General features: G+C 71.5%; 14 protein-coding genes and 2 pseudogenes. 11 read left to right on the forward strand and 5 right to left on the reverse strand.

What is annotated here, in order from left to right; genetic code table 11:
• Positions 1 to 31: 31 nt before the first annotated feature.
• The 5 genes and pseudogenes from ACSU6M_RS00215 to ACSU6M_RS00235 all read left to right on the forward strand — a co-directional run bounded on the left by ACSU6M_RS00215 (position 32) and on the right by ACSU6M_RS00235 (position 7,272).
• Positions 32 to 2,340 (forward strand): annotated as a pseudogene (locus ACSU6M_RS00215) (beta-L-arabinofuranosidase domain-containing protein).
• Positions 2,341 to 2,486: 146 nt separating this feature from the next.
• Complete coding sequence (locus tag ACSU6M_RS00220; RefSeq protein WP_437065931.1) at positions 2,487 to 4,097, forward strand: glycoside hydrolase family 43 protein; 1,611 nt, start codon at positions 2,487 to 2,489, stop codon at positions 4,095 to 4,097.
• A gap of 190 nt (positions 4,098 to 4,287) precedes the next feature.
• Positions 4,288 to 4,785: an SRPBCC family protein gene (locus ACSU6M_RS00225; RefSeq protein WP_437065933.1), complete on the forward strand. Its 498-nt coding sequence runs from the start codon at positions 4,288 to 4,290 to the stop codon at positions 4,783 to 4,785.
• A complete protein-coding gene (locus ACSU6M_RS00230; RefSeq protein ID WP_437065935.1) occupies positions 4,778 to 6,397 on the forward strand; it encodes a phytoene desaturase family protein in 1,620 nt (539 codons plus the stop codon). Before ACSU6M_RS00225 ends, ACSU6M_RS00230 begins: the two co-directional genes overlap by 8 nt.
• Positions 6,394 to 7,272, forward strand: a complete 879-nt coding sequence (locus ACSU6M_RS00235) for an SDR family oxidoreductase (protein ID WP_437065936.1) — start codon at positions 6,394 to 6,396, stop codon at positions 7,270 to 7,272. Before ACSU6M_RS00230 ends, ACSU6M_RS00235 begins: the two co-directional genes overlap by 4 nt.
• Before the next feature lie 36 nt (positions 7,273 to 7,308).
• On the opposite strand, the gene ACSU6M_RS00240 is transcribed toward ACSU6M_RS00235, so the two are convergent.
• Positions 7,309 to 8,193, reverse strand: coding sequence for an oxygenase MpaB family protein (locus ACSU6M_RS00240; protein WP_437065937.1), 885 nt, complete (start codon positions 8,191 to 8,193; stop codon positions 7,309 to 7,311).
• 335 nt (positions 8,194 to 8,528) lie between these two features.
• On the opposite strand from ACSU6M_RS00240, the gene ACSU6M_RS00245 reads away from it, so the two are divergent.
• The 3 genes from ACSU6M_RS00245 to ACSU6M_RS00255 all read left to right on the forward strand — a co-directional run bounded on the left by ACSU6M_RS00245 (position 8,529) and on the right by ACSU6M_RS00255 (position 16,829).
• Positions 8,529 to 12,806: a HAMP domain-containing protein gene (locus ACSU6M_RS00245; protein WP_437065939.1), complete on the forward strand. Its 4,278-nt coding sequence runs from the start codon at positions 8,529 to 8,531 to the stop codon at positions 12,804 to 12,806.
• A 97-nt stretch (positions 12,807 to 12,903) separates the two neighbouring features.
• A complete protein-coding gene (locus ACSU6M_RS00250) occupies positions 12,904 to 15,417 on the forward strand; it encodes a SpoIIE family protein phosphatase (RefSeq protein WP_437065940.1) in 2,514 nt (837 codons plus the stop codon).
• A 53-nt stretch (positions 15,418 to 15,470) separates the two neighbouring features.
• Entirely contained in the window at positions 15,471 to 16,829 is a 1,359-nt protein-coding gene (locus ACSU6M_RS00255; RefSeq protein ID WP_437065942.1) for a hypothetical protein, read from the forward strand.
• A 92-nt stretch (positions 16,830 to 16,921) separates the two neighbouring features.
• Here the strand turns inward: ACSU6M_RS00255 and ACSU6M_RS00260 are convergent, their stop codons facing one another.
• Complete coding sequence (locus ACSU6M_RS00260; protein WP_437074937.1) at positions 16,922 to 17,695, reverse strand: helix-turn-helix domain-containing protein; 774 nt, start codon at positions 17,693 to 17,695, stop codon at positions 16,922 to 16,924.
• Positions 17,696 to 17,777: 82 nt separating this feature from the next.
• Between ACSU6M_RS00260 and ACSU6M_RS00265 the strand changes: the two are divergent.
• Both ACSU6M_RS00265 and ACSU6M_RS00270 read left to right on the forward strand, forming a co-directional pair.
• Positions 17,778 to 18,590, forward strand: a pseudogene (locus ACSU6M_RS00265) (phytanoyl-CoA dioxygenase family protein); the annotation flags it as partial.
• On the forward strand, positions 18,548 to 18,862 hold the full coding sequence (locus ACSU6M_RS00270; protein ID WP_437074938.1) for a hypothetical protein: 315 nt from the start codon (positions 18,548 to 18,550) through the stop codon (positions 18,860 to 18,862). The pseudogene ACSU6M_RS00265 and the gene ACSU6M_RS00270, both read left to right, overlap by 43 nt.
• 756 nt (positions 18,863 to 19,618) lie before the next feature.
• Here the strand turns inward: ACSU6M_RS00270 and ACSU6M_RS00275 are convergent.
• Both ACSU6M_RS00275 and ACSU6M_RS00280 read right to left on the reverse strand, forming a co-directional pair.
• On the reverse strand, positions 19,619 to 20,737 hold the full coding sequence (locus tag ACSU6M_RS00275) for a fatty acid desaturase family protein (RefSeq protein WP_437065943.1): 1,119 nt from the start codon (positions 20,735 to 20,737) through the stop codon (positions 19,619 to 19,621).
• 7 nt (positions 20,738 to 20,744) lie between these two features.
• Entirely contained in the window at positions 20,745 to 21,800 is a 1,056-nt protein-coding gene (locus ACSU6M_RS00280) for a ferredoxin reductase (RefSeq protein ID WP_437065944.1), read from the reverse strand.
• Positions 21,801 to 21,887: 87 nt separating this feature from the next.
• Here ACSU6M_RS00280 and ACSU6M_RS00285 point away from each other — a divergent pair, with 87 nt between their 5' ends.
• Positions 21,888 to 23,027 carry a PucR family transcriptional regulator gene (locus ACSU6M_RS00285; RefSeq protein WP_437065945.1) on the forward strand — a complete coding sequence of 380 codons (1,140 nt, stop codon included), beginning with the start codon at positions 21,888 to 21,890 and terminating at the stop codon, positions 23,025 to 23,027.
• 55 nt (positions 23,028 to 23,082) lie between these two features.
• Here the strand turns inward: ACSU6M_RS00285 and ACSU6M_RS00290 are convergent, their stop codons facing one another.
• Complete coding sequence (locus tag ACSU6M_RS00290) at positions 23,083 to 25,026, reverse strand: BTAD domain-containing putative transcriptional regulator (RefSeq protein WP_437065946.1); 1,944 nt, start codon at positions 25,024 to 25,026, stop codon at positions 23,083 to 23,085.
• Between the last annotated feature and the right edge of the window lie 19 nt (positions 25,027 to 25,045).

The following is a 25,045-nucleotide window of genomic DNA, read 5'->3' on the forward strand; positions in this document are numbered from 1 at the left end:
CGGCGGACTCTCTCGTCATGAAAGGTGCACGATGTCCTCCCCCATCAGCAGACGGCACCTCCTCCAAGCAGCCGGGGCCACCGCCGCCGCGTCTGCCGCCGGATCCCTCATCGGCGGTTCCCCCGCCCACGCGGCCGTCCCTCCGGCCAGGGCCGACATCGGGGTCTCCGCGCACCCCTTCGCACTCGGGCAGGTCCGGCTCACCGCGAGCCGGTGGCTGGACAACCAGGACCGTACGCGGAACTACCTGCGGTTCGTCGATGTCGACCGACTGCTGTACAACTTCCGCGCCAACCACCGGCTGTCCACCAACGGCGCGGCCCCCAACGGTGGTTGGGACGCGCCGGACTTCCCCTTCCGCACCCATGTCCAGGGGCACTTCCTCACGGCATGGGCTCAGCTGTACGCGGTGACCGGGGACACCGTCTGCCGGGACAAGGCGACCTACATGGTCGCGGAACTGGCCAGATGCCAGGCCAACAACAGCGCCGCCGGCTTCGACGCCGGGTACCTCTCCGGCTACCCCGAGTCGGACTTCACCGCTCTGGAGCAGCGGACGCTGAGCAACGGCAATGTGCCGTACTACACCATCCACAAGACCCTCGCCGGGCTGCTGGACGTCTGGCGCCACATCGGCAGCACACAGGCCCGCGACGTGCTGCTCGCCCTGGCGGGATGGGTCGACCGGCGCACGGGCCGGCTGAGCGAGCAGCAGATGCAGGCCATGCTGGGCACCGAGTTCGGCGGCATGAACGCCGTGCTGACCGATCTCTACCAGCAGACGGGCGACGCGCGCTGGCTCACCGTCGCCCGGCGGTTCGACCACGCCGCGGTGTTCGACCCTCTGGCGTCCAACCAGGACCGGCTCAACGGACTGCACGCCAACACCCAGGTGCCCAAATGGATCGGGGCCGCCCGCGCGTACAAGGCCACCGGAACGACCCGGTACCGGGACATCGTTACCAACGCCTGGAACATCTGCGTCGGCACGCACACCTATGCCATCGGAGGCAACAGCCAGGCGGAGCATTTCCGCGCCCCGAACGCCATCGCGGGCTATCTGAACCGGGACACGTGCGAGAGCTGCAACACGTTCAACATGCTCCTCCTCACTCGGGAGTTGTTCGCGCTGGACCCGAACCGGGTCGAGCTGTTCGACTACTACGAGCGCGCGTGGCTGAACCACATGATCGGCCAGCAGAACCCGGCCGATCACCACGGCCATGTCACCTACTTCACCCCGCTCAACCCGGGCGGCCGGCGCGGTGTGGGACCGGCGTGGGGCGGCGGCACCTGGAGCACCGACTACGGCACCTTCTGGTGCTGCCAGGGCACGGGCCTGGAGATGCACACCCGGCTGATGGACTCCCTCTACTTCCGCAGCGACAGCACGCTGATCGTGAACCTGTTCGTGCCCTCGGTGCTCACCTGGTCGGAGCGCGGGATCACGGTCACCCAGACCACGTCGTACCCGACCAGCGACACCACGACCCTCCAGGTCACCGGCAACGTCGGCGGAACCTGGGCCATGCGCATCCGCATCCCGAGCTGGACCACCGGGGCGACTGTCAGCGTCAACGGCACGACGCAGAACATCGCCACCACACCTGGCAGTTACGCCACCCTGAACCGCTCCTGGGCCTCCGGCGACACGGTCACCGTCCGCCTGCCCATGCGGATCGTCATGCGGGCGGCCAATGACAACCCGAACGTCGCCGCGATCACCTACGGCCCGGTGGTCCTGTCCGGCAACTACGGCGACTCGGCGCTCAGCTCCCTCCCGTCGCTGAACACCTCCTCGATCAGACGGACCAGCAGCGGCTCGCTCGCCTTCACCGCCACCGCCAACGGCTCCACCGTCGGCCTGGGGCCGTTCCACGACGCCCACGGCCACAACTACACCGTCTACTGGGACACGAGCGGCAGCACCGTCCGTCTCGCCAACGCGGGCAGCGGCCTGGTGCTGGGCATCCAGAACATGTCCACGGCCGACGGTGGCCGCGCTCTGCAGTGGCACGACTCGGGCACCGCCGACCACAACTGGCACATGATCACCGACGGAAACGCGGTCCGCTTCCGCAATGCCCACAGCGGAAAGGTGCTCGGCGTCCAGGACATGGCCACGACGGACGGCGCGACCGTCCTTCAGTGGTCCGACAACGGCACCGCCGACCACAGATGGACACTGCTCGACCAAGGAGACGGAACCTACAAGATCCGCAACGCGCACAGCGGCAAGCTGCTCGCCATCGCGAACAACTCCACGCGGTCGGCGCGTTCGCGGTCCAGGACTCGGACAACGGCACTGCCGACAACCGGTGGCGCCTCTTGAGGAACTAGGGGTGTGCGCCGCCGGCCTCCCGTGAGAAGGGTTGACGGGGCACGGCAACCCCCTATCATCCAGAATGCTCGACAGGTCGTACTTTGTTCGGTATTTCGAATGCGATAGAGCCGCTCCGACCACTGAACTCGAGGTGAACACCTCCATGGATCTGTCATGGTCGCATCAACCCCTCACTCGTCGCCGCACGCTGGCGGCGGCCACCGGCCTGGCCGCCGCCGCCCTCCTCCCCTCCGGACCCGCCCGCGCGACCGCGGCGCAGTACACGAACCCGGTGATCTGGCAGGACTTCGCGGACATCGACATCATCCGCGTCGGCGACACCTACTACGCCTCGGCCTCGACGATGCACTACTCGCCGGGCGCCCCCGTTCTGCGGTCGTACGACCTGGTGAACTGGGAGATCGCCGGCCACTCGGTGCCCGTCCTCGACTTCGGCGCCAAGTACGACCTGAACGGCGCCCGCGGCTATGTCAGAGGAGTCTGGGCGTCCTCGCTGGCCTACCGGCCGAGCAACAGGACCTTCTACTGGCTCGGCCAGATCGACTTCGCCCGGACGTACCTCTACACCGCCACCGCGGTCGAGGGGCCCTGGAACAGGCTGACCACGATCAGCACCCCCTACTACGACGCCGGGCTGCTCGTCGACACCGACGACACCCTGTACGTGGCGTACGGCAACACCACCATCAGCGTGGCCCAGCTCTCGCCCGACGGCCGCAACCAGGTCCGTACGCAGGAGGTGTTCAGGACACCGTCGAGCGTCGGCACCTTGGAGGGCGCCCGGTTCTACAAGATCAACGGCCAGTACTACATCTTCCTGACCCGCCCCGCGAACGGCCAGTACATCCTCAAGTCCACGAGCGGCCCCTTCGGCCCGTACACCATGCGCCAGGTCCTCCTCGACCTGCGCGGACCGATCCCCGGCGGCGGCGTCCCCCACCAGGGCGGACTGGTGCGGACGCAGAGCGGCGCCTGGTACTACATGGCCTTCGTCGACGCCTATCCCGGCGGCCGCATGCCCGCCCTGGCACCGGTCACCTGGACCGCGGACGGCTGGCCCGTCGTCCAACTGGTCGACGGCGCGTGGGGCACCACGTATCCCAGTCCGGCCGTGCCCACTCCGCCCCGCCAGGTCACCCCGATGACCGGCGTCGACACCTTCGACGGCACGACCCTGAAGCCGAGATGGGAGTGGAACCACAACCCCGACAACACCAAGTGGTCGGTCGGCAACGGCCTGACGCTGCGGACCGCGACCGTCACCCACGACCTCTACTGGGCCCGCAACACCCTTACGCACCGCATCCAGGGCCCCACCTCCACCGCCACGGTCCAGCTCGACCACTCCGCGATGCGGGACGGCGACCGGGCCGGGCTCGCGCTGCTGCGTGACTCCTCCGCCTGGATCGGCCTCAAGCGCGAGGGCGGTGCGACACGGGTGGTGATGGTCACCGGACTGACCATGGACAGCAACTGGAACACCACCGGCACCGGTACCGAGATCGCGAGCGCGCCCGTCTCCGGCGGCCGCATCTGGCTGCGCGCGAACGCGGACATCCGCCCCGGCGCACCTCGCCCCGGAACCTTCTCCTACAGCACCGACGGCATCACGTTCACCCGTCTCGGACCCGCCTTCTCCATGGGCAACGACTGGCGGTTCTTCATGGGCTACCGGTTCGCCCTCTTCAACCACGCCACGCAGGCCCTCGGCGGTACGGTCCGCGTCACGCGGTTCGAGCTGTCCACCCCCTGAACCGAGGCGGTGGCCAAGGGTTAGCCGCCGCCCTCGGCCGACGGGTGGCGTGGCCCCTCGCGGTCACGGCGGACCGCGCTCCTTGAGGCCGCCGTGACCGTTCCAGGTCTCCGGGGTGATTGTGCGCGTGGTCGGCGGGGCACTCGGCGGTGGCTGATCGAAGCCCGTCACCGGAGAGCTGGAGGCGCGCATGGCTGTTCGCCATCGTCTGATCAAGGCCAGTCCGGAGGTGGTGTGGGCGGCGCTGGCCGACGGTGGGGGGTATCCGCGGTGGGTCGTGGGGCCCTCGGAGGCCGAACCGGTGCGCGGGCAGTGGCCGCACACGGGAGCGGCGGTGCGGTACCAGATCCCGCTGGGGCCGCTGCGGCTGTCCAACGAGACCGTCGTACGGCGGTGCGACGAAGGCGTCGCCCTGGAGCTGGAGGCCCACGCCGGCCCGCTCGGCACGGCCCGGATCGCGATCGAGCTGCGGCCGTGGGGCGAGCACTGCCTGGTGATCGTGGACGAGCATCCGCTGCAGGGAGCGGGCGGCCTGTTGCACAACGCGGGCTTCGAGGTGCTCATCCAGCTCCGGCACCGCGCCATGCTCCGCCGCCTGGCCCACGTCTGCGAGGACCTGCAGAGGCAGCGCGGGGAGGCGGTCGTACCGGCCGCCGGGCCGGATCACGACGGGACGGGCCATGCCTGACGCCGTGGTCATCGGCGCCGGACCGAACGGTCTGGTCGCCGCCAATGTGCTGGCGGACGCGGGCTGGAGCGTGCGGGTGCTGGAGGAGCAGCCGGAGCCGGGCGGGGCGGTGCGGCACGACCGGGGCGTCCACCCCGACTTCGTCAACGATCTCTTCAGTTCCTTCTACCCGCTGGCCGCGGCCTCGCCCGTCCTGTCCGCGCTGCGGCTGGAGGACCACGGGCTGCGCTGGAGCCACGCCCCCAGCGTGCTCGCGCATCCCCTCAGCGACGGCAGCTGCGCCCTGCTCGACCGTGACCTCGACACCACGGCGAGCTCCCTCGACGCCTTCGCGAACGGTGACGGGGCCGGCTGGCGGCGCCTGCACGAGCTGTGGCAGCGCCTGGACCCCCACCTCCTCGATGCCCTGTTCACCCCCTTCCCGCCGGTGCGCTCCGCCACCCGGCTGGCCGTCCGGCTGCGCGCCGCCGGCGGACTGCGCGCGGCCCGCACCCTGGTGCTGCCGGTGCGCAGGATGGGCGAGGAGGAGTTCCGCGGAGAGGGAGGCAGGCTCCTGCTGGCCGGCAACGCGCTGCACGCCGATCTGGCCCCCGAGTCGGCGGGGAGCGGCGGGTTCGGCTGGCTGATGTCGATGCTCGGGCAGACCTACGGCTTTCCCGTGCCCGTCGGCGGTTCCGGCGCGCTCTCCCAGGCGCTGGCCCGGCGGCTGCACTCACGGGGCGGACGGATCGACTGCGGGCAGCGCGTGGAGCGGATCCTCGTACGGGACGGGCGGGCCGTCGCCGTGCGTACGGCGACCGGGCTGACCGTGGGGGCGCGCAGGGCGGTGCTGGCGGACGTACCGGTGCCCGTCCTGTACGGCGAGCTGGTGCCCCGCGAGCATCTGCCCCCGCAGCTCCTGGCCGACCTGCGGCGTTTCCAGTGGGACTTCGCCACCTTCAAGGTGGACTGGGCGCTGGACGGGCCGGTGCCCTGGCGCGCCGAGCAGGCCGGCCGGGCCGGGACCGTGCACCTGGCCGACGGCATGGACGAGCTGACCCGGTTCGCCGCGCAGATCGCCATGGAGCAGGTGCCGGACCGGCCCTTCCTGCTGTTCGGCCAGATGACCACGGCCGATCCGACCCGGTCCCCGACCGGAACGGAGTCCGCCTGGGCCTACACCCATGTGCCCCGCCGTATCCGCTCGGACGCGGCGGACCAGGGCATCACCGGGCGGTGGGACACCGCGGACCAGGAGCGCATGGCCGACCGGGTCGAGGAGCAGGTGGAGCGTTTCGCGCCCGGTTTCCGCGGCCTGATCCGCGGACGGCGCATCCTGGCACCCCCGACCCTGGAGGCGCTGGACGCCAACCTGGTCGGCGGGGCGATCAACGGCGGCACGACCGCCCTGCACCAGCAGCTCGTCTTCCGGCCCGTGCCCGGCTCCGGACGCCCCGAGACCCCGGTGGCGGGTCTCTTCCTCGCCTCCTCGGGAGCCCATCCGGGCGGCGGCGTGCACGGCGCGCCCGGCGCCAACGCCGCCCGTGCCGCACTGCACCGCGGCCGCGCACCCGCACTGGCGGGCGTCCAGCGGCTGCTGAGCCGGCGCGACCGCACCGGCGGAGTCCCGTGAGCGGGCCGCTGGCCGACCGGGTGGTGGTCGTGACCGGCTCGGCGCGCGGTATCGGGGCGGCGCTGGCACGCGAGCTCGCCGCGCGGGGTGCCCGCGTCGCGCTGCTCGGCCACGAGAAGGCCGCCCTGGAGGCGGTGGCGGCCTCCCTGCCCGGCACCGTCCCGGCGCTGGAGGCGGACATCACCGATCCGGCCGCCCTCGCGGCCGCCGCGGGCGAGGTGCGCGACCTCCTCGGACCCGTCTCGGCCGTGGTCGCCAACGCCGGAATCGCCGAGGGCGGCCCGTTCCTCTCCTCCGATCCGGTGACCTGGCAGCGGGTGATCGACGTCAACCTCGTCGGCAGCGCCCACACCGCCCGCGCCTTCCTGCCCGACCTGATCACCACCGCGGGCCACTTCCTCCAGGTGGCCTCCCTGGCCTCGATCGGGGCATCACCCCTCATGAGCGCCTACTGCGCCTCCAAGGCCGGGGTGGAGGCATTCGCGCACAGTCTGCGGGCCGAGGTGTCGCCGTACGGCGTCAGCGTGGGCATCGCCTACCTCAACTGGATCGACACCGACATGGTCCGCGACGCCGACCGGCACACCGTCCTGCGGCAACTGCGGGCGCACATGCCACCGCCGGCGCGCCGTACGCACAGCGTGGAACAGGCCGCCGCCCGGCTGGCCCGCGCGGTCGAACGCCGCCGGACCGCCGTCTACGTGCCGGCCTGGCTGCGCCTGCTGCAGCCGGTGCGCGCCGCGCTGCCGCCCCTCGTGCTGCGCGTCGCCCGGCGGCGGCTGCCCGGTATCCAGGCCGGGTCCGCCTTCCAGCACACCGGTCCGCTCGGCGCGGGAGGCCGTGCCGACGAGACGGCCCGGCGCCGGGACGGCTGACCAGGTCCTCGCCCGCCGGGAACGGTGCTGTCCGGGTCAGGCGTGCCCCGCCCGGACCCTCGCGCGGGTCGGGGCCAGCGCCCAGCGGATGCCGGCCGTGGTCGCCGTACCGAGCGGCCGTACGAGCAGGTCCTCGGCCACCGGGAGGCGGGGCAGGCGCAGTTCACGGGAGGCCCAGGCCGGCAGCAGTGACACGGCGTTGACGGCGAGGGCCGCGTAGGGCAGGCGGGCGGGCCACGGGATCGGCGGGCGCAGCAGCAGGAAGCGCGCGGTGTCGCGGGCCTCGGGCGTGGCGCGCAGTTCGTCGCGGTAGGCGGCCAGGCAGCGGTCGAGTCCGGCCCGGTCCGTGGGCGGGTCGGGCACGCCGAGCTCCTTGGCGATACGGGCCATGTCGGCGACGTATCCGTCACAGCCGCCCTCGTCCAGCGGATGGGCGCCGTAGCGCTGGTGGGCGCGCAGGAAGCAGTCGACCTCGGCGATGTGCACCCAGCGCAGCAGGTGGGGGTCCGACGCGGCGTAGGCGCGGCCGTCGGGGGCCGTGCCGCGTACGGAGGCATGGACGGCCCGGACACGCTCGCACGCCTCATGGGCGCGGTCGGCGGGGCCGTAGGTGGTGACGGCGAGGAAGGTGCTGGTGCGCTGGAGGCGGCCCCAGGGGTCGCCGCGGAAGCCGGAGTGTCCGGCGACGGCGGCCATGGCCAGCGGGTGCAGGGCTTGGAGCAGCAGTGCGGCCAGTCCGCCGGTGAACATCGCGGCGTCGCCGTGCACCCTGCGGATCGGCCGTTCGGGGCCGAACCAGCGCGGTCCGGGCGTGCCGTGGATGCGGGCGCGGTTCGCCGGGCCCTCCGGCCCGGCCACGCGGGAGAAGATCGCCGCACCGACCCGCTCGCGCACGGGGCCGAGATCCGGCAGCAGGTTCATGGTGCGCTCGCCCCCTTCGCGGAGGGGTCGTGGCAGGCGTCGACGACCGTGGCGATACGCATCTCAGGGTAGCCCGCCCGGAGTCCCGGCCCCGGCCGGCGGCCCCGAGGGCTCACGGCAGCGAAAGGATCCGGCCATCCTGGGATTTCCGTACGGCGAGCGCTTCCACTGCTGCTTTGTTCCTGGCTGTACGGGTGGGTTAACCTGCCGCGTATTTCTCATCGCGCAGGACCGCGAACTGCGGAAATGCGCACAGTGTGCCGGGGTTGGGGGTCCCTGCACGGGTCCGGGTCCTCGGTGTCGGGGACTCCTGGGGTGCGGAGCGAGGGGTGCGCATGACGAGGGACAGCGCCGCGGTTGCCGAGGCGGCACCGGGTGACCAGGAGCTGAGGCAGCTCCTGGCGGGACTGACCGCCGTACGGGACGGGGACTTCGGGACCCGCCTGCCGGACGACGGCGACGGGCTCATGGGCGACATCGCCAAGGTCTTCAACGGCATGGTCGACCAGTTGTCGGTGTTCACCTCCGAGGTCACCCGCGTCGCCCGCGAGGTGGGCACCGAGGGGACGCTGGGCGGGCAGGCCCAGGTGCCGGGGGTCTCGGGTACGTGGGCCGATCTGACCGACTCCGTCAACGCCATGGCGGGCAATCTCACCACCCAGGTGCGTGACATCGCGCAGGTCGCCACGGCGGTGGCCAAGGGTGATCTGTCGCAGAAGATCGACGTGCCGGCGCGGGGCGAGATCCTGCAGCTGAAGGAGACCGTCAACACGATGGTCGACCAGCTCTCCGCCTTCGCCGACGAGGTCACCCGCGTCGCCCGCGAGGTGGGCAGCGAAGGACGCCTCGGCGGCCAGGCCCAGGTGCCGGGCGTCGCCGGTGTCTGGCGGGATCTGACGGACTCCGTCAACCACATGGCCGGAAATCTCACCAGCCAGGTCCGTTCCATCGCCCAGGTGACCACGGCCGTGGCGCAGGGCGACCTGTCGCAGAAGATCACCGTCGACGCCCGCGGCGAGATCCTGGAACTGAAGAACACCATCAACACGATGGTCGACCAGCTCTCCGCCTTCGCCGACGAGGTCACCCGCGTCGCCCGCGAGGTCGGCACCGAAGGACGCCTCGGCGGACAGGCCGACGTCAAGGGCGTCAAGGGCACCTGGCGCGATCTGACGGACTCCGTCAATTTCATGGCGGGCAATCTCACCGGCCAGGTCCGCAACATCGCGCTGGTGGCGACGGCCGTGGCGCAGGGCGACCTGTCGCAGAAGATCACCGTCGACGCCCGCGGCGAGATCCTGGAACTGAAGAACACCATCAACACGATGGTCGACCAGCTCTCCGCCTTCGCCGACGAGGTCACCCGCGTCGCCCGCGAGGTCGGCACCGAAGGACGCCTCGGCGGACAGGCGCAGGTGCGCGGTGTGTCGGGCACCTGGAAGGACCTCACCGACAACGTCAACGTCATGGCGTCCAACCTCACCCACCAGGTGCGGTCCATCGCCCAGGTGGCCACCACCGTCGCCCGCGGTGACCTCTCGCAGCGGATCACGGTGGAGGCCAAGGGCGAGGTCGCCGCGCTGGCCGATGTCATCAACACGATGGTCGACACCCTGTCGGCCTTCGCCGACGAGGTCACCCGCGTCGCCCGCGAGGTCGGCACCGAAGGACGCCTCGGCGGACAGGCCCACGTGCCGAATGTGGCGGGCACGTGGAAGGACCTCACCGACAACGTCAACTCCATGGCCAACAACCTCACCGGCCAGGTGCGCAACATCGCGCTGGTGACGACCGCCGTGGCCCGCGGCGACCTGTCGAAGAAGATCGACGTCGACGCGCGCGGCGAGATCCTCGAGCTCAAGACGACGATCAACACGATGGTCGACCAGCTCTCCGCCTTCGCCGACGAGGTCACCCGCGTCGCCCGCGAGGTCGGCACCGAAGGACGCCTCGGCGGACAGGCCGAGGTCGAGGGTGTCTCGGGTACCTGGAAGCGGCTGACGGAGAACGTCAACGAACTGGCGGGCAACCTGACCCGGCAGGTCCGCGCCATCGCCGAGGTCGCCAGCGCCGTCGCCGAGGGCGATCTGACACGGTCGATCACCGTGGAGGCGTCCGGTGAGGTCGCCGAGCTCAAGGACAACATCAACTCGATGGTGGAGTCCCTGCGCGAGACGACACGGGCCAACCAGGAACAGGACTGGCTCAAGACGAATCTCGCCCGGATCTCCAGCCTCATGCAGGGGCATCGGGACCTGCCGGTGGTCGCCGAGCTGATCATGGACGAGCTGGTCCCGCTGGTGTCGGCCCAGTACGGCGCCTTCTATCTCGCCGAGGACGGCGCGGACGGGCCCGAGCTGCGGCTCGTCGGATCGTACGGCTATCCCGCGGACAGCGGGCTGCCCACCCGCATCGCCTTCGGCCGCACCCTGGTGGGCCAGGCCGCCCGCAGCCGGCGCGCCATCACGATCGACAAGCTCCCGCAGGACTACGTGACCATCTCCTCCGGGCTCGGCCAGGTCGTGCCCACGAGTCTGGTGCTGCTGCCCATCGTGGTCGAGGGGCAGGTCCTCGGGGTCATCGAACTGGCGTCGGTGAGCGCGTTCACCCAGATCCACCGGGACTTCCTGGACCAGGTGATGGAGACCATCGGGGTCAACGTCAACACCATCGTCGCCAACGCCCGCACCGACGAGCTCCTGGCCGAGTCCCAGCGTCTGACGGCCGAACTCCAGGCGCGGTCCACCGAACTGCAGGTGCAGCAGGAGGAACTCCAGCGCTCCAACGCCGAGCTGGAGGACAAGGCATCCCTGCTGGCCGCGCAGAACCGGGACATCGAGGCGAAGAACCTCCAGATCGAGCAGGCGCGGCAGGAACTGGAGGCGCGCGCCCAGCAGTTGTCCCTGGCGTCGAAGTACAAGTCGGAGTTCCTGGCCAACATGAGCCACGAGCTGCGTACCCCGCTCAACAGCCTGCTGATCCTCGCCCAGTTGCTCGCGCAGAACCCCTCGCGCAATCTCACCCCGAAGCAGGTGGAGTACGCGCAGATCATCCACTCCGCGGGCTCCGACCTGCTGCAGTTGATCAATGACATCCTCGATCTGTCGAAGGTCGAGGCCGGGAAGATGGACGTCACCCCGGAGCGCGTGGAGCTGCGCCAGCTCATCGAGTACGTCGAGGCCACCTTCCGGCCCATGACGACCCAGAAGAGTCTCGACTTCACCGTGACCACCGCCGCGGGCGCGCCGGCGGATCTGCTCACCGACGACTCCCGGCTGCGGCAGGTGCTGCGCAACCTGCTGTCGAACGCGGTGAAGTTCACCGAGTCGGGCAGCGTGGAGCTGTCCATCGAGCCCGTCGACGACACGGAGGTACCCGCCGAGGTGGTGCGGGGCGGCACCGTCGTGGCGTTCCGGGTGAAGGACACCGGCGTCGGCATCCCGCCGCAGCATCTGGAGAGCATCTTCGGCGCGTTCCAGCAGGCGGACGGCACCACCAGCAGGAAGTACGGCGGCACCGGCCTGGGGCTGTCCATCACGAGGGAGATCGCCACCTTGCTCGGGGGGGTCGTCACCGTGGACAGCACCCCCGGTCACGGCAGCACCTTCACGCTCTACCTCCCGGTGGCCCGTCCCGACTTCGCGGAGCTGCTGGCGAACGGCGGAGGCTCCCAGGGCGGCCCGGCCGATGCCGCGGTCGACGTTCCGTCGGAGCCGGCTGTGCCCGGTCTCACCTCCGGTTTCCAGCAGCGCCCCCGGCGCCTGCTCATCGTGGAGGAACGCCCGCGCGGTCTGCTCACGCTCGTGGCGGAGAGCGTGGTGGCCGACCTGACACGGGGACGTGACGACTCCGGGGTCCCTCGCCCGTCGATCGACCTCATCACGGCCGCGGGCGCGCAGGAGGCGGCCGGGGCACTGGCGGCGCAGCCCTGCCACTGTGTCGTGGTGGATCTGGGCATGCCGGAGGGGGAGGCGTCCCGGTTCCTCGACGCCGTGCAGGGCGACTCGGCGCTGTCGGCCGTGCCGGTGCTGCTGCACAACGGGCAGCCGGCCGACGTGGCGCTGCAGGAGAGCCTGCGCGCGCGGGCGGAGGCCGGGGCGTTGGAGGTCCTGACCAGCCTGGACGAGCTGCGCGAGCGCATCGCGCTGCATCTGTCGGCCGAGGAGCCCGGCGACGTCCTGTCCCTGGTACGACCGGACGAACCACAGCTTCCGGTCCCCCATCTGGTCGACCGGTCGCTGTCCGGGCGTACCGTCCTCGTCGTCGACGACGACGCCCGCAACCTCTTCGCGCTCAGCGGGATCCTGGAGCTGCACGGGTTCCGGGTCCTGCACGCGGAGAACGGCCGCAAGGGCATCGAGACGCTCGTCGACAACCCGGACGTCGCCCTGGTGCTGATGGACGTGATGATGCCGGAGATGGACGGCTACGCCGCGACCGCCGAGATCCGCAGCATGCCGCAGTACGCGGATCTGCCGATCATCGCCGTCACCGCGAAGGCGATGCCGGGCGACCGGGACAAGTCCCTCGCCTCGGGGGCCAGCGACTACGTCACCAAGCCCGTCGACACCCACGACCTCATGGCCTGCGTACGGCGCTGGCTGTCCGCATGAGGCCCCGGTCCACACAGCGCGGCCCGGCGGGGCCCGCCGGTGCGCGGCGTCCCGCGTCGCGCACCGCATCGCCCCGCAGCCGAGGAGCACTGAAGCCATGAGCACCCGCCATCCCTCCGGCGAGCCGGTCCGTGCGGAGCCCGAGTCGCGCCCGGAGGCGACGCCGCCGACCGGCGCCCGTCCGCCGGTGCGGCTGCCCGCCTCCCGGACGGACTCCGCCGTGGACGACCCGTCCATCGAACTCGCCGACGCCTCCGCCCGGTCGTCCGTGGGCAGACTGGCCGCGACCGTCGACCGGCTCAGCCGCGCGGTACGGGCGGCCCAGGCCGAGGTCGAGGGGCGTGCCTTGATCGAACTCGCCAAGGGCATCCTGGTGGAGCGTCTGGGCTGCGGCCCGGCGCATGCCGCGCGGCAGCTCACCGAGCTCGCCGAGCAGGCGCATGTGACACCGCTGGAGTTCGCGGTGGACATCATCAACCGGGCCGCCCGCGACCGTATGTCGGAGGTGACGGACGCGTTCCTGGCGGCGACGGCCATGGCGCGGACCGGGGACGCCGCTGCGTCCGACGACAAGGAGAGCGGACAGGTCTCCCTGCGCCTGCGGGCCGCCGAGAGCGGCACGCTGGCCGCGAACGACACCCAGGCCGCCGCCCACGCGCTGCTCGAGCACGCGCTGCGGCCGCTCGGCGCGGTGGCCGTCGCGATCTGGGCGGCGGGCGTCGACGGGTCGCTGAGCCTGGCGGGACACGCGGGCTTCTCCCCCGCCGAGGCCGCCCGCTGGCGTTACGTACCGCCGGACGTGGCGACCGTGGCCCGGCGCGGTCTGACCGAGCGCACGGGGCAGTGGATGACCTCGCTGGCGGAGACCGGGCTGCCCAGTGTGGGCCGGCATCAGCATCCGCGGGGCGGCCGGGTCGCGCTGCCCGCCGGAACCGGCGGCCGGATCCACGGCGTACTGGAGATCGTCTGGCCGGAGCCGCTGGAGCCGCAGCCGCCTCAGGTGATCAAGCAGGTCGAGGCCCTGGCCGAGCTGTGCGCGCACACGCTCGAGAGCTACACGCCGCCCCGCGAAGCCCTGCACGAGCGCCGGGTGCTGCCCGACATCGCGGAGCTGATGGACCTGGCCGACGCCTTGCACGACCCCGCGCTGGTCCTCGTCCCCCACCTGGACGGCGACGGGGAGTTGGTCGACTTCCGTATCCAGCACGTCAACCACCGCTTCCAGGACCCCGCCGGGCGGCCCCGAGCGGTCGTCAACGGGGCTCTGCTGCTGGAGGCGTATCCGCTGGCCGCCGACACCGGCGGACTCCTGGAGAACGTCGAGCGGGTGTACGCCACCGGGGAGCCGTTCCGGGCGCGGCGCGCGAACCTCACCGCTCTCGTCGACCAGGTGCCGCTGTCCTCCGTCGCGGACATCAGCATCAGCAGGCACGGCGGCGCGGTGCTGCTCATCTGGCGCATCGAGGACGAGTCGGCCCGGCTGGCCAGCCTCCTCCAGCACGCCCAGCGGCTCGGCCGAATCGGTGGCTTCGAGGAGAACGTGCTCACCGGTGAGATCACCTGGAACGGGCAGCTCTTCGACCTCTACGGGCGCCCCCGTTCCAGCACTCCGGTACCGCTGGAGGATCTGGCCGCCCATGCCCACCCGGACGACTTCGTCGCCATCGGCCGGTTCCTGCGGACCGTGCTGCGCCATCACCGGTCCGCGTCGACGGCGTTCCGGATGCAGCGTCCGGACGGGGTGACCCGTCATATCCGGGTGGTCGCCGAGCCGGTGCTGGACGCCGAGGGGCGCCTGCTCAGTGTGCGGGGCGCCTACCAGGACATCTCCGCCCAGCACTGGACCGAGGTTGCCCTCGCCGTCACCCGCGACCAGTTGGCCCACACCGCCCAGCAGGCCAGTGAACACAGCCGGCTGGCCTTGCAGTTGCAGCACGCCATCATGCCGCCCACCCAGGATCCGCTGCGCATCGACGACCTCCAGGTCGCCGTGCGCTACCGGCCCGCGGAGGAGGAGCAGTTGGTGGGAGGCGACTGGTACGACGCCGTCGTGCTGCCGTCCGGGCTGGTCCTGGTGTGCGTCGGTGACGTGGCCGGGCACGGCATAGACGCCGCCACCAGCATGGTCGTCCTGCGCAACGCGCTGCGCGGCCTCGCCGTCACCGGAGCCGGACCGGGCCAGTTGCTGTCCTGGCTCAACATGGTCGCGCACAACCTGACGGACGCGGTCACCGCCACCGCGGTCTGCGGCCTCTACGACCGCGACCGCCGCACCCTGCGCTGGGCCCGTGCCGGGCACCTTCCGCCCGTGCTGGTGCGCGACGGACGGTCGAGCCGCCTTCCGCTCACCAAGGGTCTGCTCCTCGGTGCCGTTCCCGAGGCGGACTACGAGGAGGCGGAGATGCAACTCGTACCGGGCGACACCCTCTTGATGTACACCGACGGCCTCGTCGAACGCCGTGACCGCTCGGTGGACGAGTCCCTGACGTACCTCCTCACCGCCGCCCGCACCCCGCTCGGCACGCTGGACCAGCAGTTGGACCGCCTCCTGACGTACAGCAAGTCGGACACGGACGACGACACGTGCATCGTGGGGATCCGCTTGGCGTGACGGTGCGGGATGCCACCGCTTTCGGCTTTCACACCAAGCAAGGGGGACGAGACATGAAGCCGTTTAAGAGGACCGTGGCCGCGATGGCCGCCACGCTTGCCGCGCTCTCGCTGGCGGCATGCGGGAGTTCGCCGGATTCACCGGACGGCACGGATCGCGAGCCGGCGCCGGAGCAGAGCGCGGCCGGTGCCGCCGCGCCGAAGAAGGCGATACCCGAGGCGTTCGACAGCACCAAGGGCTGGGTCGCCGAGCCGGACGGCAACACGGGCGATGAACTGGGCAGCCCCGTCATCGCGGCCGACGCGGGGCTGGTGCTGCTCCGGTCGAACACCGCCGACGGCAAGAGCTCGCGCATCGTCGCTCACGACGCGAGGACCGGAGCGATCCGCTGGGCCTCTGAGCCGATGGTCCGGCCTGCGCCCGGCGACGGTCATGACCACATCGATGTCCGGGTGTTCGTGACGCACAAGGACGGCAAGGAGTACGCCGTGCTCGCCGCGACCGGCACCGAAGGCGGGGACGCCGTGAACAAGGGCGCAGGCGTCACCCGGCTCGCCGTGTACGACACCGCCTCCACCGGCAAGCAGGCGGCACCGGTCAGGGAGACCACGCTTCCCGGCCTGGCGTCCGGTGGTTTCACCGTGCTGCGGGACGGCGGCCTCGCTCTGGTGAGGCTGGACGATTCCACGGCCGTGGTGGATGTGCTGTCGGGCCGGGTGACCACGCACGACCGGCAGAGCCCGGCGCTGAAGAGCCCCAAGCCCTGCGATCAGCTCATCGCCTCGTGCGAGACCGACGCCAGGATCGTCGGGATCACGCCAAAGGGCCCTCTGGTCCAGGGTTTTCGGGCTTTCTGGGTGAGCGGCGGCTGGTTCAGCGGTGACGCCGTCCCGGCCGGAGCGATCGCGAGCGAAGGCTCGCGGGACGTGGAGGTCTACGGCACCCAGGGCGGGCAGGTGGTGGCGGCCTGGCCCAGCGAGACGGGACCCGCCGACACATCGATCTGGGCCGTGCACGACGGCAGCACCGGCGAAGTCGTGGCCTCGGTCGCCTGTGAAGCACCTGACGACGATCCGCTGGAGCCCGCCGTGTCGGCCGACGGCCGCTATGTGATCGCTGATCTCGCTGTCTTCGACCTGCGGGCGAAGCGCGGCCACTGCTTCGAGTCGACCAGCGCCCGCAACCGGGTCGAGCTGGTCGCGGTGGACAAGGACGGCACGGCGTACGGCAATGCCATGGAGGTCGGCACCGTCGGGACCACCAGGGCGCCGGCCTCGGTGGACTTGGGTACGGGGAAGGCGTCCGCGCTGCCGGAGGGAACCCTCGTGCCGGATCTGATCGGCGCGGACGCGGCCGTCTTCGGCACCAGCTCCGGTGGAGGGGAGCGCATCCTCGTCTATCCGCGCCGCTGACGCGATGTGTCCGCGAAAGGCCGCGGCGCCGTGCGGGCAGACCTGAGTCCCCACCCACCCTTCCCGCACCGGCGCGCGCCACCGGGCACGGCTCACTCCGGCCTCGCGCGCCCCTCCCGACGTACGGCACGCGGGCTCGCGCCGAGCTCGCGGCGGCATGCCTTGTTGAATGCCTGGAGATCGGAGATGCCGACGGCCGCGGCGACGGCGGTGATGGAGAGCGTCGAGGACAGCAGGAGGTGGCGGGCGCGTTGCAGGCGCCGGTGCCGGATGTAGGCCACGACCGTGCGGCCGGTGTCGGCGCGGAACACGCGCGTCAGGTGGGTGTGGGAGACTCCGGCGGCGCGGGCGACGTCCGGTACGCAGAGCGGGCCGGCCAGGTGTTCCTCGATGTACGCCTGTGCGGCGGCCACGACAGGGTGGTGGCGTCCGGCCCCCTCGTCCCTCGGCAACTCCGCGATGCGCCACAGGGCGGCCCAGATCTCGGCGGTCGCCCGCGATGGGGATGCCGGCATCGCCGTCACGGCCTCGCGGAGCAGGTCGGCGAGACGCGCGCTCTCGGCGGCGGCATCCTGCATCACCGGGACCACGCGGGCGGTGCCGCGGTCGGGCAGCCGCAGATGGACGTAGAAGTGCTCCGACCGGCCCCGGTAGTGGAAGTGCACCTCCGTGTTCGGCGGCACCAGGCTGACATGGCCCGGCCGTATGGGGTGCACCGACTGCCCGAGGGACAGCGTGCCCTCGTAGTGGTACAGGTGCAGTTGCCACAGGTCGGGCAGGCGGAAGACGTCGTGGTCGGTGAAGACGCCGTGCACCCCGACACCGGCGTCGACCACGGTGGGCGGCTCGTCGAGGCCCAGCGTCACGCGCTTCACGAGGACGAGAAATTACCAGCAGTGGACGATTCCAGCCCACGACCGGGCGTGGCCGGGCACGTACGTTCGCTGTATGCCGACCACAGAGCAACTCCTGACATCGGTTCAGGTGGCGCGCTTCGTCGCGCAGGGATTTCTGCGCCTGGACGGGGTCGTGCCGCGGGAGGTCAACGAACAGGCCCTCGCCGCCTTGGCCGAGGACCTGCCGGCCGTGCCCTACGGCACTCCGCTGAGCCGGGCCTTCACGCCCGGTACCTTCATCCACGAGCTGCTCGCCCTGCCGGCCGTCGCCGGCGCCGTGCAGAGCCTGGTCGGCCCTGAGCCGACCGTCGACCACCATGCGGTGCATGTGCGCGAGCCGCACGAGGGACAGGCGCAGCCCCTGCACGGCGACGCGATCATCGACGTACGGCCCGACGCGTTCGACATCCAGCTCATGTACTACCCGCACGAGGTGACCGCCGGGATGGGCGGCACGCTCAGTGTGCCCGGCAGCCATCTGCGCAGGATCAACGAGACGGACATCGGACGCGTGCAGAACCTCAGAGGGCAGACGCGGCTGACCTGCCCGGCGGGGACGGTCGTCCTCGTGCATCACGGCATCTGGCACGGCGGCCGCCGCAACGACACCGCTCGCCGCCGCTCCATGTACAAGATCCGCCTCAACCCGACCGTGCCGCAGGTGCGTCTGTGGGACACCGCCGACCTCCAGGACCCGGCGGTCACCGCCGAGCTCAGCCGGTACTTCCCCTGGTACGAGCAGGCCACCGCGCGCCTGGAGATCTACAACCGGGTCCTGCTGTGGCGGGCCCTGACCGGTGACGACTCGTTCGATGTCGACCACTGGGTCACACGCGTCACCAACCGCCCCGCCCTGAGGAGTCACCCCAGCAGATCCTGGTCCTGTACCTCTCGACGTCAGCGCTCGACTCCGATGTCGTGGGCTGGTCCCGGTACGACGGGACCGGCCGGACCCGGCCGACGACCGGCGACAGCGACGAGCCGCCCTACCCCACCGGGTCGGCCGCGCTGCAGGACGGGTGGCGCCTCTTCCAGGCGTCCCAGCTGCTGCCGCCTCAGCCGGGTCACGAATACGATGTGTCCTTTCTCCAGCACGAGTTCCTCTTCGAGAAGCTGGAGCGGAGCACCGGTTGCTGACCCGGCGGAACTCGGCGGTTGGACGTCAGAGGCGGTGCCACGCTGTCCGTTCCCGTCCGACCGTCACCCGTACGATGACACTGTGCAAGCCCTGAGCGCGGTGATCGGCTCCGACGTCGGCGCGGGCCTGCCGGGCCAAGGGACGGGGAAGCGGTTCATGGAACGATTCGAGACGGCGAGTCTGGCGCTCATGCCCGGCCAGAAGGTGGAAGCCAGGGTCCTCGGCCACCACCCATGGGGTGTGCTCGTCGAGATCGTCGGCTACGAGAACGCCGGTCTGTCGGCCTCCATCGACATGATCCAGCAGTTCTCCGACAGCGCGAGCACGCACGACGAACTGCTCGCGCTCTTTCCACCCGTCGGTTCACGCATCGATGCGGTCATCGAGCAGATCCACCGCTGGCATCCGCCGGTGTCGGTGCGGCTCAGCATCCGGCCTGCCGACCTGGAATCGCTGGTCTGGAGCTGCGACTTCTGTGGTGAACCGATCACGTTGGGCCCGGGTGGAGACGCCCTCGTCCTGGACTCGCGCAGCAGCGACGGTCCAGGCAGCCACACCGTCATCTCCCACCGGCACTGCCTGGCCGAGCGCATCCGCCCGGAGAACGGCGGAGAGCGGGCGCGGGCGTTGACGATCGGGAAGATGTGCTGATGCCGTGAACGGCGTGATCTCGCGGCCGCCGCCGTCCGCGACGGGTCTCATCGAACCCGGCGCCGCCGGCGGTACGGCCGAGAGATCTCAGCCAGTGCGGCACATCAGGCGGCGACGAGCTCCCGCTCGCGGTCCGGCGTCTTGACCTTGGGCTTCTTGTTGGGCAGCGACAGCCGGAAGACCTTGCGCCACGCGGAGAACACCTGCTTGGGCAGCGGGCCGGTGACGTACTCCAGCTCGTACTTCTCGAACAGGGCGCGCACCTTCACCGCGACCTCGGCGTACCGGTTGCTCGGCAGGTCCGGGAACAGGTGGTGCTCGATCTGGTGGGACAGGTTGCCGGTCATGAAGTGCATGGCCTTGCTGCCGCTGATGTTCGCCGAGCCCATCATCTGGCGCAGGTACCACTGGCCGCGCGTCTCGCCCTTGATCGACCGGCGCTCGAAGACCTGGACGCCCTCGGGGAAGTGCCCGCACATGATGACCGAGTGGGACCAGAGGTTGCGGACCAGGTTGGCGGTGAACGTGGCGGCGAGCGTGGGCAGGAACGACGGGCCCGACAGCAGCGGGTGGATCACGTAGTCCTTGAGCACCTGCTTGCGGATCTTGCGGCCCACGGCCCTGGCCCGCGCGCGGAACTCCGGGTCCTTGCGGCGGTGCTTGCTCAGGTTCTTGCCCAGTTCCAGGTCGTACGCCGCGATGCCGTACTCGAAGAAGCAGGCGTTGATGAAGTTCCACAGCGGCTGGCCGAGGTGGACGGGGTGCCACCTCTGGTCCTCGTCGACGCGCATGATGCCGTAGCCGAGGTCGTTGTCCTTGCCGAGCACGTTGGTGTACGTGTGGTGCAGCTCGTTGTGGGAGTGCTTCCACTGGTCGGCCGGCGAGACGTGATCCCAGTCCCAGGTGGTGGAGTGGATCTTCGGGTCGCGCATCCAGTCCCACTGGCCGTGCAGGACGTTGTGACCGATCTCCATGTTGTCCATGATCTTCGCCACGGACAGCCCGGCGGTGCCGAGCAGCCACGCGGGCGGGAAGAACGAGAACAGCAGTACGCCCCTGCTGGCCAGCTCGAGCTTGCGCTGCGCCGCGATGACCTTGCGGATGTAGGCGGCGTCTTTCTCGCCGCGGCTGGCGATCACCTCGTCGCGGATCGCGTCGAGCTCACGGCCGAGCTCCTCGATCTGCTCGGCGGTCAGATGGGCGGTGGGGTCGATGGCGGTCAAGCTGTTCCTACCGTTCGATGTCGCAGGGGCCCGCGGCGGCGGACACGCAGGTCTGGATGAGGACGCCCGGTTCGGCCTCGGTGATCTCGCCGGTGCGCAGGTCGCGGACGGCGCCGGCCTTGAGCGGGGTGACGCAGCCGAAGCAGATGCCCATGCGGCACCCGGAGGGCATGAGCACGCCGGCTTCCTCACCGACGTCCAGCAGCGGCGTGGCGCCGTCCGCCTCGACGGTCCTGCCGGTGGTGCTGAAGGTGACCTCGCCGCCGTCCCCGGTGACGACGATGCTGGGGCGGAAGCGCTCGGTGTGCAGACGCTCCGGTACGCCGTGTTCGCTCCAGTGCTTTTCGGCGGCGTCGAGCAGGCCCGAGGGCCCGCAGGCCCAGGTCTCGCGCTCGGTCCAGTCCGGTACGAGTTCGCCGAGACGGGCGATGTCGAGCATGCCGTCCGTGTCGGTGTGCACCTCGGTGAGCCGCAGCTTCTTGTCCGCGGCCAGGGCGTGCAGCTCGTTGCGGAAGATCACGTCCTGCGGCCGGGGCGCGCTGTGGACCATGACGACGTCGTCGAACTCGGTGTCGCGCAGCATGCCCATCACGGGCGTGATGCCGCTGCCGGCCGTCAGGTAGAGCACCTTGGCGGGCTTGGCCTGCGGCAGCACGAAGTCACCGGTCGCCTGGTCGAGCTGGATCAGCGTGCCCGGTGTCGCCCGGCGGACCAGGTGGTTGCTCACCTTGCCGTCCGGGATCGCCTTCACGGTGATCGTGAGGCGGCCGTCTGGGCGGTCTGTCGGCGAGGTGATGGAGTAGGCACGCCACAGCCGCACCCCGTCGACGTCGACCCCGATCCGCACGTACTGACCGGCCGTGTGGCCGCGCCAGCCCCGTCCCGGCCTGATCACGACAGTCGCGGCGTCACTCGTCTCGGGGTGCACGGCCTCGATGCGTCCCCGCAGGTCAGCGCCCGCACGCAGGGGGCTGACCAGGTCGAGGTAGTCCGACGGCAGCAGCGGCGTCGTGACCATCTCCAGCAGTTTCCACGCCCGGCTGCGCAGGGCTGTACTCGTCATGACTCCAGCTTGCTGCGTCTCAGGGCGTAAAGTCCTGACCGTAGGACGTGAATCTGGTGGGTGGAATTGTTCGCAGGGAATAAAAACGTGAGCCGTGTAACCCAGAGGGCCAGCGAGCTGGCCCTGGACGAGACGACGGTCACCGCACTGCGGGCCGCGCTGAAGACCACCGCCGACGAGGTCGTCCAGGCGATCATCGACGAGGTCCCTCCCTACGCCAACGCCCTGTCGGGCCACATGGGCGCCACCATACGCCGGGCCGTCCGCACCGCCCTGGGACACTACCTGGACCTGGCGAGCGGCAACGCCACGGGCGGCGACGGCGGCGACGCCGCCTACGAGCTGGGCCGCGGCGAGGTGCGCGACGGCCGTTCGATGGACGCCCTGCTCAGCGCCTACCGCGTCGGCGCCCGCGTGGCCTGGCGGTGCCTGGCGGCGGGGGCCGTACCCGCCGGTCTGCCCGCCGCCGAGGTCGCCAAGTTCGCCGAGCTGACCTTCGCCTACATCGACGAGCTCTCCGCCGCGAGCGCCGCGGGCCACGCCGACGAACTGGCCGCGCGGGGCAGGGCCCACGAGCTCCACCTGGAACACCTGGCCCGCGATCTCCTCGCCGGTGCCAGCCCGGACGCGCTGCTGGCCTCCGCGCAACGAGCCGGGTGGCAGCCTCCGGTCTCGCTCACCGCGGTCCTGCTGCCCGCCGCCCAGGCCCGGCCCGCCTACCGCACGCTCGACCCCAGCACCCTCGTCCTCGACGATCTGCCGGACGCCACCGGTGTGCTGCTCGTCCCCGATGCCGACCGCTCCCATCTCCTGCGGCAGCTGACCGACCGCACCGCCGTGGTCGGCCCCGCCCGGCCATGGACTCGTGCGTCCGCCTCGTACGCACGAGCCGTACGCGCGCGCTTGCTCTCCTCCGACATCCGCGACACCGAGGACCACCTGCCCGAGCTGGTGCTCAGCGCCGACGCGGACGCGTACGCGGACCTGCGTGCCCGGGCCCTCGCACCGTTGCGGACCCTGCCGGCCTCGACCGCACGGCGCCTTGAGGAGACGCTGCGGGCGTGGCTGCTGCACCAGGGCCGGCGGGACGAGGTGGCGGCGGCGTTGTTCGTCCACCCCCAGACCGTCCGGTACCGGATGTCGCAGCTACGGGAGCTGTATCCGGATCTCGCCTCGCCGCACCGGGTCCTTGAACTGACTCTGGCGGTCGGCCTTCCGGCCGGCTGACGCGTCGTCCGACCCCCCGCGACCGCCTCCGCCGGACAACCTTGATGACGTGCCGTCAGGTGATCGGCGCTCCGACATGCTCCTCCGCCTCCGCCAGGTACCGCTCCACCGGGCCCAGGGTCAGCATGCCGCCGGCGGCGCCGGCGTGTTCCGCGCGGGCGCCGCGCAGGGCGGTCGCGGCGCGTGCGGCGATGGCCCGCTCGCCGAGGCGTACGGCGGCGCGGACGGTCAGGCACCACATGGCTTCCTGCATATGGTCATGCGCCGGCTCCGGCGCTGCCGCCAGGGCGGTACGGGCCTCCTCGCCCCGGTCCTGGGCGAGCAGCACGAGCGGGCGCGCCCACGGCAGGTACGGGCCCCAGTCGAGGCGCGGGTCGGTGGGCGCGGGCCGGTCGTGCAGCAGGCGCAGCCCCAGCAGCGCCAACGGGAACAGCCCGCGGTGCAGCCCCGGCATGCCGGCTGTCCGCAGGGCGTCCTCCGCGGCTCGATAGTGCGCCGCTGCCGTGGCGGCGGTCGGTCCGCCGGGTGCGGTGCTGCGCTCGGCGGTCGCCCTCGCCCGGAACCAGGCGGTGAACACGGGGACGAGGGGCGCCTCGGTGGTCGCGGCGAGCCGTTCGGCCGCGTGGGCGTGCGAGGCCGCGGAGTCGAGGTCGCCGAGCGCTGAGGCGGACTGCAGGCGGACGAGTCGGCCGAGCACGGCGAACTTCGGCAGGTCGTGCAAGGTCGCCAGGTCGAGAATCTCGGCCCCGATGCGGTCGCGCACCGCGGCGAGCCCGGGCCGGGCGAAGGACTGCAGGAACAGCCCGTTGAGGGCGAAGGCCAGCAGAGCGGGGTCGGCCAGCTCTCGTGCCAGCGCCTCGCTCCTGCGTGCCGCCCGGTACGCGTGCTCCAGAGCGGCCCCGGACAGATCGGCGCTGCGGCTCTCGACGGCGACCGTGGCCAGAAGGCGGGCGGTCAGGTCGGCGGGGCTGTCGGGGCCGAGCGCCGTGAGCGTGTGCTCGGCGGCCGCGACGACGGCTCGTGACTGCTCCGGGTCGTCGGCCCTGCTCCAGATCGCGGGCACGTCATAGGCGCCGATGACGCGGGCGGTCAGCAGGACGTCGCCCGTGCGTTGTGCGGCCTTAACGGCCGCGAGGCGGTCGCGCCGCGCGTGGACGAGGGCGTCGCCACCGGCCAGTGCGAGGGTGCGGGCCAGGTCCACGGTGGTGCGCGGGCCGAGCCGGACCCCCTGGCCGGGCCACCCGGTCCGTGCGCCTGCGAGGGACGGGGAATCGCTGAGGATGTCCGTCTCCAGGCTCCGCAGGGCGGGACCGGGATCGAGCCCGAGGTGGCCGACGAGCATCGCGCGGGCGCGGCGGAGGGTGGCGAGCGCGTCGGCCCGCCGTCCCGCACGGTGCAGCGCGCGGGCCAGCAGCTCCCAGGCCGGCTCGCGCCATGGATGCTCGCCGACGTGGGCACCCAGCTCGGCGACCAGACCCGGACCCTCCCCGGAGTCGAGGAGGATGCGGGCGCGCAGTTCCACCCCTTCCAGCCGCAGCTCCTCGAGCCGGGCCCGCTCGCGCTGCGCCCACGCGGAGTCGGTCACGTCGGCGTACGCGGGTCCGCGCCAGGCCGCGAGAACCGCCGCGAGCTCGGTGACCGCATCGGGGTCGCGGCGGGCTCGGGACACGGTGTCCTGGAACCGATGGACGTCCACGTCGTCGCGCGGCAGCACCAGCACGTAACCGGGGCCTTCGGTGACGATGACCCGTGGCGGAGTGCGCGGCGGCCGGTCGGGTTCGAGGGCGCGGCGCAGTGCGCCGACGAAGGTGCGCAGGGCGCCCACCGCGCGGGCCGGCGGATCGGACCACAGGTCGTCGACGAGGGTGTCGGTGGTGACCATCCGCCCCTCGGCGGCGACGAGCCGGGCGAGTACCTCACGATGGCGGGGCCCGCCCAGGTCGACGGGACTGCCGTCGTCCCGCAGGGCCCGTACGGCCCCGAGCACGTCGATGCGCATGCCCCCATCCTGGGCGCGA

It is taken from the genome of Streptomyces sp. enrichment culture (assembly GCF_964272895.1).
In the GTDB taxonomy this organism is placed as follows: domain Bacteria; phylum Actinomycetota; class Actinomycetes; order Streptomycetales; family Streptomycetaceae; genus Streptomyces.